Genomic DNA, 14,708 nt, shown 5'->3' with positions numbered 1-14,708 from the left:
TAATATAGAAAATATTTCCATTACTTCTTTGATTTTTATTATTATCCCTTTGACTCTCTAAAGATAAATACTTTTTAAAAGGTCTGGAAGTTTGTAATGCGTCAGCCCTGATTAGTGAATTAATTAATTCACATTGGTGAATCGGATAAAAATTAAATGAGAAAAAGATAATTTATTGGGGCTAATAATTAGTTTGTACCAGAGTTTTTTGGTGATACGAATATTACGGAAATCTTGGATATGTAATAGATAAATCGATAGCCCAATAGTGATGGGCGGCATGGTACAGTTGAAAAGTGACAACATCAAATGTCCATTCCTTGTATATAAATGTTACTTTAGGATATTTTAGAGGAAATAGATTATGATTGTATTTTTATTATATAGGTAGAAAAGTGTTATCTTTATGCAGAATTATTAATACGTGTAGAAACAAATAAGCGGAACATGAAAACACAACCTCAAATACGGAATATAGTTTTAGAGATGAGCGGTTTTTGTTTGGCTTCGGAAATGAGAACAGATGATAAGAAATAAGATTTTAATAGGTTAATAATTAAGATTATGGATGCAAAAATGGAATTGAAGAGGGGTCTATTACTCATGTTAGGGCTGCTATGCTTCTTTTGGGGTAAAGCAAATGAACGTCAGTCAATTTGGCCTGAAGGTAAGATGCCAAATGCACAATCTCATCAGATTGCTTCTATGTTGGACGAGGCTAATAAGGCTAACTTTGATGCAGACAAACATCGGATCGCTTATCTGGAATGGTATGAAAAGCCTAATCCGGCCATAGCAAAAAAAGCATGTATGGTGCTTATATCAGGTGGTGCTTATAACAGTTGTTGTGATATGAATTTGATTGAGCTATGGAAAAAAACATTCTCTGATTTAGGATTTCAGTGTGTGAATCTGGTTTATCGTACGCCTCGTCCTATCGGAATACCTATTTATCAGACGGCTTGGGAAGACGGGCAACGTGCAATCCGTATCGTCAGAAGTGAAGCTGAGAAGCGAGGCTTTGATCCTGAAAAAATAGGGGTAATTTCCATGTCGGCAGGTTCTCATTTGGCGTTGATGTTGGCTACGAGTTCTTCTATTCCCGCCTATAAAGCTATTGATCAGTTAGACTCTGTTCCTTGTCATATCAATTATGCGATAGTAAATGCACCTGCTTACGTGACAACGGATGGTGAAGCCGGAATACCCGCTTGGTTACAAGGATACGGACCAGATGTACGGCTTTCTGCTTGTTTCCGTTTTGATGATAAAACCTGTCCGATGAGTCTTCATCATGGAGGAACGGATGAATATTCGCCTAATGGTAGTACGTTGATTTATCATAAACTGCGCGAGATGAATATACCGGCTGAATTACATTTATATCCCAACAAAGGTCATGGAGCCTATGGATTGGATCGTGGAGTCGAGTTCCTTCGTCAGATAGGTATTATGGGCTCGCTTGATCCGGAGGTAGATATTATGACACGTTACGCGAGTGATGAGGATCGGAAAGAGGTGGTGCAACAAAATGTATGGCCAGACGGTAAAATGCCCAATACACAAGAACATCAGTTGTTACCTTATATTGAGTGGCACTTTCCCAAAGTGTTAAAGACAAAAGCTATACAAATTATTTATAGTGGAGGATCGTATGAGGGCAATGATCCGAATGGATTTGAAGTTGCTCCGGCACGTAGGCTTCTCAATCAACTGGGTATGACTGTGGTTACACTCCGTTATCGTACGCCTCGTCCTAAAGGATTGTCCAAGCATATAACAGCTTGGGAAGATTTGCAACGTACGATTAGACTTGTTCGTTCTCAGGCTGCGGCTTATGGACTTGATCCTGATCAGATAGGTATAATGGGTAGTTCGGCTGGAGGCCATCTTACGTTGATGGGTGTTACCTCTTCTCGGCATAATTCTTATTTGCCGATAGATGAAATTGATAAATTGCCATGTAATGTACAGTGGGGCATTGGTATCTATCCGGCTTATGTTCTTTCTGATGGTTTTGATGGACCAAATACTAATAAGGGGAATGATGAGAATGTGACGATGTCTCCGGAATTCAGTTTCGACTTGAGTACAGTACCGATGCTTTTCATTCATGGCGATGCTGATGTGTATTCAGCCATGGGTTCGGTAAAAGTATGGGAAAAGATGCGCAGTATGGGCATTCAGTCCGAGCTACATACGTTGGCTTTGCGTAATCACTGCTTCCAAAGTAAAGCGAGTCCTGGTACGGGAAGTTATACGTGGTTGGACCGTATTGTGGATTTTTTAAGAGATCAAAAAAGATTAAGTTATGAATAAGAAGAATAAAACAAAGTGGGCAACATTATTCCTTTGTGGTTTGAGTCCATGGATAGCTCTATCGGCAAAGGAGAAGCCGAAGAATGTATTGTTTATATTGGTGGATGATTATGGTTGGAACGATACTTCTTGCGGTGGCAGTTCGTATTATGAGACGCCGAATATTGACCGGATAGCCCAACAGGGAATGATGTTTACCCAAGGATATGCGGCTTGCCAGGTGTCAAGTCCTTCGCGCGCCAGTATTATGACCGGGAAATTTACGGCCCGTCATGGAATTACGAACTGGATCGGTGAAGCCTCCGGAGAAGAATGGCGTAAGATGGGAAGACATTCCAAATTATTGCCGGCTTCTTATAACTGGAGTATGTCATTGGATGAATTAACGTTGCCGGAAGCTTTGCGGGAAGGTGGTTATAAGACGTTCATGGCCGGAAAATGGCATATCGGGGATGTAGGCTCCAGTCCGGAAGATCATGGATTTGATATTAATATCGGTGGTTATAAAGCCGGTAGTCCGATGGGAGGTTATTTCTCTCCTTATAATAATCCGAAGCTGAAAGACGGACCCGCCGGAGAGAATCTGTCGATGCGTTTGGCTGAAGAGACGAGCCGGTTTATAGAAGATCAGACGAAACATCATAAGAACCAGCCGTTCTTTGCTTATCTGTCGTTCTATGCGGTTCATGGTCCGATTCAGACGACAGAAGATAACTGGCGTTATTTCCGGGACAAGGCCGATTCGATGGGAATTGCTTCTTCCGGTTTTAAAGTCGACCGGACTTTACCTGTCCGCCAGCGTCAGGATAATCCGATCTATGCCGGTTTGATCAAGCAGATGGATGATGCCGTTGGTGTCGTGTTGGATAAGTTGGAAGAATTGGGCCTGATGGAAAATACCCTGATTATTCTGACGGGTGATAATGGTGGTGTTTCTTCCGGAGACAGTTACTCGACTTCGTGTCTTCCTTTACGGGGCGGTAAAGGTCGGCAGTGGGAAGGTGGTTTACGCGTTCCTTATATTATTCAGGCTCCGGGAATGGCAAAAGGAATGACATCGGCTGTTCCTGTAATCGGGACGGACTTTTATCCGACGATTCTGGAATATGCGGGTTTGCCTTTACATCCGGAACAGCATCAAGACGGACAAAGTCTGATGCCGTTGTTAAAGGGAGAGACTTCCCTTCCAGCTCGAAGTCTTTACTGGCATTATCCGCATTATGGCAATCAGGGAGGTGAACCATCGTCGGTTATTCGGGATGGTGACTGGAAATTGATTCATTATTACGAGGACGGTCGGAATGAACTGTATAATCTGTCAATAGATCCGACAGAGTCAGAACCGCTGAATGCCCAATATCCGGAGAAAGTTTCGTTCCTGAATAAGAAGTTGTCTGTTTGGCTGACGGAAGTTGGCGCTCGTATGCCACAGGCAGATCCGGAATATGATCCCCAGAAGGAGGCGGCGTATAAATTGAAGCAGCAGACGGAAACTTTGAATCGTTTGGAAGAAGAACGTAAGCGTCAGTTATCTGAAGATTTCCAACCGAATAAGGACTGGTGGGGTAGTCAAACGGTAGATTAGTTTCGCCAAAGTAATTTATGATAACAGATAACAAGTATATTGATAAAATAAGAAGGAAATGACTAAGAGGAAATGGCTATTTACAACTTTACTGGCCGGTTGTATAAGTATGGGGTGGGCGGAAGATAAAACATCTGTTCCGCTACCGACTCCGGCACAGATTACTTGGCAGGAGGCTGAACTGACAGCTGTATTTCATTATGACCTGCATGTATTTGACGGGAAACAATATAATCAGGCTAATAATCGGATTACGCCGATTCCGGATATAAATATCTTCAATCCTACGCAGTATGATACGGATCAATGGATTCGAAGTGTTAAAGGAATGGGTGCGAAGATTGCTATTCTGACGGCTACACACGAGACGGGGTTTGCACTTTATCAGTCGGATGTCAATCCGTATTGCATGAAAGCCTTGAAATGGCAGGATGGGAAAGGGGATATAGTGCGTGACTTTGTCAACTCTTGTCGGAAGTATGGCGTGAAGCCGGGTATTTATATTGGTATTCGTTGGAATTCATTCTTGGGAGTACATGATTTTATGATGCCGAAGGATGGAACGAAGTTTCAGGAAAACCGGCAGGCATTCTATAATAAGATGTGCGAAGGGATGACCGAAGAACTGATGTCCCGTTACGGTGATCTGGCGATTGTCTGGTATGATGGTGGTGGTCATGGGCCGGAATTGGGTGGAGCCGATATCCTGCCAATTGTGGAGAAATACCAGAAGAATATCATTTTCTACCACAACAGTCAGCGGGCAGACATACGTTGGGGTGGATCGGAGACGGGAACGGTTGCTTATCCTTGTTGGGGAACTTATCCTTTCCCTTATTCCCACTCCAAGAACCAGGAGGAGATCTTTAAGAATGATTTCCAGCTATTGAAGACTGGAGATCCGGATGGTGCTTATTATATGCCGGCCATGTCGGATGCTCCTTTGCGTGGTTATAATGGTCGACATGAATGGTTCTGGGAACCGGGTGATGAAGCTCATATCTTTCCATTGGAGAACTTGATGGATATGTATGAGAAGTCGGTGGGTCGTAACTCAACCTTGATTTTGGGTTTGACACCAGATGATCGGGGCTTGATCCCGGCTGCTGATTCTTTACGTTTGGCTGAATTCGGACGAGCTATTGATCAAACGTATGCGCATCCGTTGAAGCAGACGGCAGGTAAAGGTAATAAGTATCATATAGCATTGGACAAACCGACCTTGATTTCTCATCTGGTAATACAGGAAGATATTACACAAGGCGAACGGGTACGGAAATATGTGATAGAAGGCAAAGTGTCTGGAGACTGGAAAAAGTTAGCAGAAGGAACTTGTATCGGTCATAAGCGGATTGAGCGATTATCTACTCCCGAAAAAATATCAGAAATCCGATTGGTTATAAAAGAATCAAAAGGAGAAGTAGTGATAAAGGCATTCCGTATATTCTGAAGTGATAAGAAGTGAGCTTATGAGAAATCTTATGAACAGAAATAACATTTATGTAGGTTTTGGATTATGTGGATTGCTTTTGGCTGGATGTAAACAACCGACAGATCGATCGGTATTTGCCTATCAGGCCGAACCCGTCAAACTTCAGTTAGAAAAAAGGGGAGACAGTTATTTTGCTACTGGCTATTCAGCTTTCTCTGTAGAAGATCATTTTACTTGGGGCGCATCTGTGACAAAAGCAGACAATGGGAAATATTATATGATATTTTCAGCACCGGAAGCCTATCAATATCCTTTCGGAAACGCTTGGGTGATGGGTTCTAAATTAGGGCTGGCTGTATCAGACCGTCCGGATGGTGGTTTTAAGAAGTTGGGATTCTTTTATAATCAAGACGGCTTTGTACATGATACATCTGCTTGGGATGCACAAACGGTATCTAATCCGCATGTGCGGAAATTTGGTGATACATATTATTTGTATTATGCCGGTAGTGTGGATCCGGGAAATTTGAATGTGAAATCGAAGACAGATACCTTGGATATCCGTAGTCGGATTCAGCAGTCACAACAGATAGGGGTGATTACGTTTAAATCTTTTGAAGGGCTTTTGCAAGGAGATTTTGAGCATTATGACAAACCTCTATTAGCTCCTCGTACACGGGTGAAGCCAACCGATGTAGTGAATCCTTCGCCAGAAGGAACCATTCCGCAGCCTGATAACTTGATTACCGTTAATCCTTCTGTCGTATACCGGCCTTCGGATAAAAAATACTTGTTGTATTTCAAGGGGAATATCTATGATCCGCATTGGCGAGGCATTCATGGAGTCGCATTATCAGACTCGCCGACAGGACCTTTTATCCCTTTGAATCAACCTGTATTTGAGATTCCTACACAAGATGGAGAAAAATTATCGGCAGAAGACCCTTATGTATGGTATAATCATCGTGACCGGTTGTTTTATGCGATATTCAAGGACTTTACGGGGCAGTTTACGAAGTCGGATCCTTGTTTGGCACTGATGTATTCGGAAGATGGAATTCACTGGCAGTTACCAGAACATTCTTTGTTTATGAAAAAGGAGTTGGTTCTCTCGTCTGGTGATACCATCAAGGTTGATCGTTTGGAACGGCCTCAGTTGTTATTGGATGAGAAGGATGATCCTTTCGTTTTGTATGCGGCATGTTCAGTGGCTGAATTGAATAAAAAGACAGATGGAAGTTCTTTTAATGTCCAGATCCGGTTGAAGAAACAAGATTCCAAGTGACCATAAGCAGAGGAATCGGGATACAAATATCAGAAAAACAACATTTATTGGCAGATTAATCTAAACAAAATGAAAACAACATTTTTATGGATGATACCTCTTTCTCTGATTGGGGTAGAAATGGGAGCAGCTTCTACGGCTACTAAGCCCAATATAATTATCATCAACTGTGATGATATGGGTTATGGTGACCTGTCTTGTTTTGGTAGTCCTACTACGAAAACACCGAATTTGGATCGGATGGCACTGGAAGGTCAGAAATGGAGTAGCTTTTATGTGTCGGCTTCTGTATCCTCACCCAGTAGAGCGGGATTATTGACCGGAAGATTAGGGGTACGTACAGGTATGTATGGGGACAAAAAAGGAGTTCTTTTCCCTGATTCTCCCGGAGGTTTGCCGGCAAAAGAACTGACAATCCCTGAGTTATTGAAGCAGGCCGGCTATGAAACAGCTTGTATTGGTAAATGGCATTTGGGACATTTGTCTCAATATATGCCTCTGCAACATGGATTTGACTATTTTTATGGTATTCCTTTTTCCAACGATATGAGTCGGAAGGAACAAATAAAGTTGGGGAATAAGAATTATCCTTATGAGTTGGTTGTTTATGAACAGGATAAAGAGATAGAACGGGAGCCGGATCAAACCCAGTTGACCAAACGTTTGACGGAGGTGGCTACAAAATATATCCGTTCGCACCAAAAGAGTCCGTTCTTTCTTTATTTGGCTCACCCGATGCCTCATTTCCCGGTATATGCTTCAACTCGTTTTCAAGGAGTTTCAGATCGGGGAAAATATGGAGATACAATAGAGGAATTGGATTGGAGTGTCGGAGAAATACTGCAAACACTTCGCCAGTTGGGTTTGGATAAGAATACTTGGGTGGTTTTTACTTCAGACAATGGACCTTGGTTGTCTTATAAACAAGCCGGTGGATCAGCCGGTCCGTTGCGTGATGGGAAGAATTCGCATTGTGAAGGAGGTTTCAGAGTACCTTGTATTATGTGGGGCGGTATGGTGAAGCCGGGACATATCACTCAAATGGGTAGTTCTTTGGACTTACTTCCTACGTGTTGTGAAATGGCAGGAGTCAATCTGCCGGCTGGAATTCAATTGGATGGAGTCAGCTTGCAGAATGTTCTGCAAGACAATCTGGCTGATTCAAAAAGAGAGGAATTCTTCTTCTATCGGGGCAGTCTTTTATATGCGGTGCGTAAGGGTAAATATAAATTACATTATATGAATAAATCGGCTTATGGCAGTGATCCGGTTGTCGTATATGATAAACCCAAACTGTATGATTTGGGAACAGATCCCGAAGAAAAGTATGATATTGCCGGTCAATATCCGGAAGTTGTAGAAGAATTGGATCAGATGGCCACTCGGCATAAGGCTTCGTTTGAAGTGGCGGAAAGTATTTTTGACCTTAAATAATGAGTGAGATGAAAAAGATTGTATTCGTATTTATTTTTCTGGGAAGTTTGGTTTTCCAGTCATGGGCACAGTCAACGGATGATTTGGACCTTTCAACATTCATTCATCCAATTGATTCAACGGCTTTTATTCGGGATGCTGGATATTATAACTGGTGTAATTCTTTTATAAAAGACGATTCAGGTACTTATCACTTATTTTATTCCCGATGGCCTAAGAGTCTTGGTTTTACGGCATGGCTGACTCATTCTGAAATAGCCCATGCGACAGCTTCCCGTTTGGAAGGACCTTACCAATATCAGGAAACGGTATTGAAAGGACGAGCCGGTTTTTGGGATGCGGTAACGGCTCATAATGTACAGGTGCGTTGCTGGAATAATCAGTATTATTTGTATTACACTTCAACCAATTCAGGAACAGAAAACTGGTCTGATTCCTTTTTGCAGGAAGTTGCCCGTGTCGGCTATTCGCACGAACGATGGAATGATTTGCGTAATCATCAAAGAGCCGGTGTGGCTGTAGCTTCTTCTTTAAACGGTCCTTGGAAGAGACCTGACCATCCGTTGTTGGAACCCTATGGTCCTATTGAGCATGTGGCTGTCAATCCTTCTGTCTGTCAAGGCGAAGATGGTAAATTTGTCTTAATTATCAAAGGGGATGATGTTCGTTCTGAGAAGAGAAGACTGATACAAGCCGTAGGAACTGGAACATCTCCTTTAGGACCTTTTCGCCTGAATGACCAACCGGCATTTGCTGATATTCCAACCGAAGATGTTTTTGTTTGGTTTGATACGACGCGAAAAAGATATTATGCCATTTTCCATGCACATGGAGGCGACTTTATCGGTTTGATCACTTCGGTGGATGGTATCCATTGGGAAAAAGCCAAGCATTATGAGGTTTGTAAGAAACAGATACCTTTAAAGGATGGTTCGATTATGAAAGTTGATAATATGGAACGGCCTTTTGTGTATGTAGAAAATGGTAAGCCTGTCATGTTATCCTTTGCTGTCAAAAAAGGGGCTGATTCTTTCATTGTGATGTTTACGAAGTAGTATTTTAATCTACTGAAAAACAGATGAAACTATTGTATATCCCATAATCAACTCTTGAAAAAATAGTTATATATTATTTGATTCACAATTGTGATGTAATCAATTCATATAGGTGAATTAATTGAATCATATGGGTGAATTGATTAATTCACATTTGTGAATCAATTAATAAATAAGAAGAAAATACGAAATATCCTTGATAAGACAATAGTTGTACATACTGATTATATTAAGGATATGTTTTTACAATAAAAGTGTGTAGAATCGTGTGAGGAATGATAGAAAGAAAACCGGGAAGAATGTTGGATTACTTTCTTTTTCACGTAAACTGTTTTATATTTGTAGAGGTCTAGGTCTACTAGTCTGCTAAAAGACAATTCATTTTATGTATAGAGGAAGTATGGAAAACACGAAAATAAACCGGAGTTTGTTGTTCGGATGTATGGGACTGTTGTTTGCTCCTTCAGGATTAATGGAGGCAGCTTCGGAAGAACATCCCAATTTGTTGGTGGTGATGGCCGATCAGTTTCGGGGTGATGCCTTGGGCTTTCGGGGAAAAGAGGCCGTTAAAACACCGAATTTGGATCAGTTTGCTCAGGAAGCGGTCGTTCTGACTCAGGCAGTCAGCGGTTATCCGGTGTCTTCTCCGGCAAGAGGAATGTTTTTAAGCGGGGCTTATCCGCACGAGAATGGAGTATTGACGAATTGCCAGTCGGAATCGGCGCATCAGGGTGTAGAACTGCGCCAGGATCTGACCTGCTGGTCGGATGTGTTGGCACAGGCTGGATATGCGACGGCATACATCGGAAAATGGCATTTGGATAAACCTTACACGCCGTATGTGGATTGCTCGAACAACAAAGGAGAAATGGCTTGGAATGAATGGTGTCCTCTCGAAAGAAGACATGGTTTTGATTACTGGGTCGCTTATGGAACATACGATCGCCATTTACGTCCACTTTACTGGAATAAAGATTCGAAAAGGGATGAGTTTTATTATGTAGATCAATGGGGTCCGGAGCATGAAGCCGATCTGGCCATTCAATATCTGGATAGTATCCGTTCGACGGGTAAACCATTTGCCATGATGGTGTCGATGAATCCGCCTCATACAGGATATGAGCAGGTTCCGGATCGGTACAAGCAGGAATATACTACCTTGAATGTGGATTCGATAGCAAATTCTTTACCCAGCCTGATGCAGTCCGACGAGAAATATATCCAGTTGTTCAAGCGGAGTGTGGCTAATTATTATGCTTGCATAACGGGCGTGGATGAACAATTTGGACGGATTATTCAGGCGCTGAAGAAGAATGGTCAGTATGACAATACGATTGTTGTCTTTGTCTCGGATCATGGAGATTCGATGGGAATGCACAATAACATCGGGAAGAATATCTTTTACGAAGAGGCTATGCGGGTTCCTTTCTTGATATCGTATGGGAAACAGCTTACTCCAAGAATAGATCAGGACTTATTGATTTCACTCGAAGACTTTTGTCCGACAGTTTTGTCGCTGATGGGCTTTCAGCAGGAAATTCCCGCTACTGTCCAGACTCGTGATCTGAGCGAACAAATCCGGGGGAACCGGGAGAAGATGCCTTCTTCCCAACTTTATATGTTCTATGGTGCAGTGAATGAAACGGGGAAGAATCTGACAACCGGAGCCCGTGGCGTACGGACTCTTCAATATACGTATGCAATCCGATATAAGGATGGCGTGATAACGGAAGAACATTTATATGACCGGAAAACAGATCCTTTCCAGTTGAATAATATAGCCGGGAAACATCCGGAACTTGCCAAGCAGCTGCGGACCGAACTGAAGCAACGGATGGAAGCTGTACATGATCCGGCGTTATCTGTATTGTAAAAACAAATTAGATAGATTATCATGAAAAACAGAACTTTGTGTTTGGCATTAGGCCTTTCGGCATTAGCGACAGTTGGCTTTGCCAAGAAAGAGCAGAAAAACGTATTGTTTATATTGGTGGACGATATGCAGAAAACGTCCATTCATGCGTATGGAAATACGCAGGTTGTTTCTCCTAACATTGATCGGATCGTTCAGGAAGGCGTCTCTTTCGGACATGCTTATACCAATGGTTCGTTGGGCGGTGCTTTGTCAATGCCCAGCCGAGCTATGATTATGACGGGACGAGGTGTTTATCAGGTGAAACAAGACGGTGCCGTTATTCCGGAATCACAGGTTACTCTTCCGGAGTTATTACGGGCAAATGGCTATGAAACGTTCGGAACCGGGAAATGGCATGCCGATAAGAAGTCCTTTAACCGTTCGTTTGAGAAAGGAGATCATATCTTTTTCGGAGGAATGCACCAATACAATCAAAATGGTCACATGTCTCCTCGTCTGCATCACTATGATCCGACAGCCGAATATAAAGAGCCTTTTGTAGGCGATAAGTTCTCTTCGGAAATGTATGCCGATGCTGCGGTGAAGTTCCTTTCCGAACGGAAGAAGAACGATCGACCTTTCTTTGCCTTCGTGGCTTTTACTTCACCGCATGATCCACGGAATCAGCATCCGGGATACGGTCATACCTATCATCCGGAAGAGATGGAATTGCCGGTAAACTATTTGCCACAACATCCTTTTGACAACGGAGAACTAAAGATTCGGGATGAGGTCTTGTTGCCATTTCCTCGGACAGAAGAAATGATCCGGAAAGATCTGGCTGATTATTATGGCATGATTAGTGAAGTGGATGTACAGATCGGTCGTATTATACAGACATTAAGAGAGAAAGGTGAGTTGGAGAATACGATCTTGATCTTTGCGTCCGACAACGGACTGGCTGTTGGCCGTCATGGTTTGTTGGGAAAACAGAACTTGTATGAACATAGTATCAGTGTTCCTTTGGTCATGGTTGTTCCCGGAATGGAGAAAGGTGTACGCAGTGAATCCCTTTGTTATTTGTATGATATTTATCCGACGGTCTGCGACTTATTGCAGATTCAGCCGGCAGCATCGGTAACCGGTCGTTCTCTTTTACCTGTCTTGCAGAACCCGGAACAGAAACATCGGGATCAGTTGTTCTTGGCTTATAATAGCTCCCAGCGTGCTTTGGTGAAAGACAATTGGAAATACATCATTTATAATGTGGATGGTGTTGTAACAGAACAACTGTTTGATTTGTCGAATGACCCGGATGAAATGATTAATCTGGCAACAGATGCGAAATATGCCTTTAAGAAAGACGCCTACAAACGGATCCTGAAAGAGGAAATGAAGAAGAACAACGACTTCTGTGATTTGGATCGTCATTTCTGGAGAGGGAAACCGGGTAAGATGACGTGGGAAGAAGCCTTGAAGTTGTATAATTGAGCCGGTGACTATAGTTTACGGTATTAAAAGTCCATATGTTTATGAGCAAATTCGGAAAATATTTATGGAAAATACTGATTCTTATCTGTTTGCTGGGGATGGGTACGCTGGATATGCAAGCCGGAAAAGACAAGGATGTCGCTTACTTGCGGGAAAAGGTTACGGAACAATTGCTGGATGTGCCGATCTCTGACAAGCAGATCCGGACGATTGTTGAGACTGTTCGTCCGGATGGAACATGGCCGGGTATAGATTATGTAGATGTGTCACGAACCGCCTTTCAACATGTTCGACATTTGAATAATCTGGTCCAGTTGGCGATTGCCTATCAGCAAAAAGGTTCTCCTTGGAAGGGAAATAAATCTGTGAAACAGGCCTTCGATAAAGGACTTGCTTATTGGTTGGCACATGACTTTCAGTGTGAGAACTGGTGGAATAACGAGATCGGTACACCGACCTCGTTTATTACGATGCTATTGGTGATGGATAAGCATTTGACGAAAGGGCAAATAGATGGTATGTTGCCTATTGCGCGTCGGGCTAATCTGAATGCTTCTGGTGCACGTCCGAGTGGAGATCGTATCAAAATAGCCGGTTTGCAGGCTAAAACAGCTTTGTTCTGTTGGGACGCAGCGCAAGTAAGTGATGTCATGCAGGTAATTGAAGGAGAAATAAAGATCGTTGAACCCGGAAAGCGAGGAATCCAGGCTGATTATAGTTTTCATCATCGTCCGGATCGGGTAAATAATACCTTGAGTTATGGATTGGATTACATCAATGTTTTCGCCGAGTGGGCCGACCTTGTTTCGTCTACTCGTTTCCGTTTCTCGGAAACATCTCTTCGAATGGCTGTTGATTATTATTTGGATGGTGTGTGTAAGCAAATGGTGTATGGACGTACCGAAGATACGGGAATCCGGAATCGGGATATTACCCGTGTTCAACGGAAAGGATATTTCAGTACACAGACTCCCGAAAGATTACTGGCCATAACAGATTACCGGAAGGATGAGTTGCAGCAAGTGGTAAAGGTAAGAAAAGGAGAGGAGTTTCAGGCTGCTTCGTTTGCCAAGTTCTTTTGGCAGACTGAACATTTCGTTTTCCAGCGACCTTCCTACTACACTTCTGTCCGGATGTATTCAACCCGTAATCGGAATATGGAAGAGCCTTATAACGGAGAAGGAGTAAAAAATCATTTCCGGGCGGATGGAACCAACTATTTATCGGTTTCAGGCGATGAGTATTTTAATCTTTCGCCTGTATATGACTGGTGTTGTATTCCGGGAACGACCACTTGTCTGCTGGATAAAATGCCTCCTGCGGATGAGATACAGAAAGAAGGATTGACAGACTTTGTGGGTGGTGTGACCGATGGTATGTATGGTGCTGCTGCATTCGACTTTATTAGTCCGCATCAACCTTTGAAAGCCCGGAAAAGCTGGTTCTTCTTTGATCGGGAATATGTTTGTTTGGGAGCAGGTATTCAATCGTCCTCGCCCGGTGCCGTAGTAACTACTTTAAATCAGAATCATCTGGAAGGACCTGTGATTGTGGAGGGAGAAGAAGGACGTTCGGTATTGCCGGCTGGGAATCATGTGTTGAAAGATACGAAATGGGTTTGGCATAATCAGACCGGATATATTTTCCCGGATAAGACGACGTTGGAACTCATGAACCAGGAAGCAGCCGGTACTTGGTTTAGTGTGAGTAACCGGACGGATGCCTCCAAAGATACGATACGGGAACCTGTCTTTAAACTGCGGATAAATCATGGAATCCGTCCTTCCCAAAGTTCTTATTCTTATATTGTCTTGCCCCAAACGGATGAAGCGGCTTTGGCTGCCTACCAAAAGGATCCACAAATTCGGATAATATCGAATACAACAGATTTGCAAGCCGTTGAACAACCGGCTACAGGTCTTGTTTATCTGGTTTGTTATCGGGCAGTGGAACAGAAATTGGATCAGAATCGGGGCGTATTACGGGTTGATTCTCCGGCTTTGTTGATGGCTCGTTATCATTCGAATGGCCGATTAAGATCATTGACAGTCGCTGATCCTTCTCGGAAATTATCACATTTGCATGTCTCTTTTTCCGGGAAATATGAAACAGGCAATACATCAACCCAGATACGAAGTTCTTATGATACGGCATTGCAAGAAACGTTCTTGTCTATCGCTTTGCCGCGAGGGGCTTATGCCGGCAGTAGCGTTTCGGTATCATTCGATGAATAGGAGCTTTAAAAATACGTT

The 14,708-nt window shown here is 42.9% G+C and carries 9 protein-coding genes; all 9 read left to right on the top strand.

All coding sequences use genetic code 11. The features are described 5' to 3' along the window. The first annotated feature begins 564 nt into the window (after positions 1-564). The 9 genes from MUN53_RS01410 (at position 565) to MUN53_RS01370 (ending at position 14,690) form a co-directional block, all read left to right on the top strand. On the top strand, positions 565-2,319 hold the full coding sequence (locus tag MUN53_RS01410) for an alpha/beta hydrolase (protein ID WP_243323128.1): 1,755 nt from the start codon (positions 565-567) through the stop codon (positions 2,317-2,319). Next, entirely contained in the window at positions 2,312-3,904 is a 1,593-nt protein-coding gene (locus MUN53_RS01405; protein ID WP_243323127.1) for a sulfatase, read from the top strand. The genes MUN53_RS01410 and MUN53_RS01405 overlap by 8 nt, the downstream gene beginning before the upstream one ends. A gap of 58 nt (positions 3,905-3,962) precedes the next feature. Further along, positions 3,963-5,354 (top strand): alpha-L-fucosidase, encoded by a 1,392-nt coding sequence (locus MUN53_RS01400; protein ID WP_394803021.1) that lies wholly within the window; start codon positions 3,963-3,965, stop codon positions 5,352-5,354. A 31-nt stretch (positions 5,355-5,385) separates the two neighbouring features. Beyond that, complete coding sequence (locus tag MUN53_RS01395) at positions 5,386-6,621, top strand: glycoside hydrolase family protein (RefSeq protein WP_243323126.1); 1,236 nt, start codon at positions 5,386-5,388, stop codon at positions 6,619-6,621. 69 nt (positions 6,622-6,690) lie between these two features. Continuing rightward, complete coding sequence (locus MUN53_RS01390; RefSeq protein ID WP_243323125.1) at positions 6,691-8,055, top strand: sulfatase family protein; 1,365 nt, start codon at positions 6,691-6,693, stop codon at positions 8,053-8,055. An 8-nt stretch (positions 8,056-8,063) separates the two neighbouring features. Then, positions 8,064-9,110, top strand: a complete 1,047-nt coding sequence (locus tag MUN53_RS01385; protein ID WP_243323124.1) for a glycoside hydrolase family protein — start codon at positions 8,064-8,066, stop codon at positions 9,108-9,110. A gap of 442 nt (positions 9,111-9,552) precedes the next feature. Further along, entirely contained in the window at positions 9,553-10,983 is a 1,431-nt protein-coding gene (locus tag MUN53_RS01380; protein ID WP_394803022.1) for a sulfatase family protein, read from the top strand. 21 nt (positions 10,984-11,004) lie between these two features. After that, entirely contained in the window at positions 11,005-12,456 is a 1,452-nt protein-coding gene (locus MUN53_RS01375; protein ID WP_243323121.1) for a sulfatase-like hydrolase/transferase, read from the top strand. A 41-nt stretch (positions 12,457-12,497) separates the two neighbouring features. After that, on the top strand, positions 12,498-14,690 hold the full coding sequence (locus MUN53_RS01370) for a polysaccharide lyase family 8 super-sandwich domain-containing protein (protein WP_243323119.1): 2,193 nt from the start codon (positions 12,498-12,500) through the stop codon (positions 14,688-14,690). Positions 14,691-14,708 lie beyond the last annotated feature (18 nt).

The sequence above is a fragment of the Parabacteroides faecalis genome, assembly GCF_022809355.1.
Lineage (GTDB): Bacteria > Bacteroidota > Bacteroidia > Bacteroidales > Tannerellaceae > Parabacteroides > Parabacteroides faecalis.
Note: the sequence above shows the minus strand (reverse complement) of the source record. Positions and strands in the feature narration are given on the sequence as shown.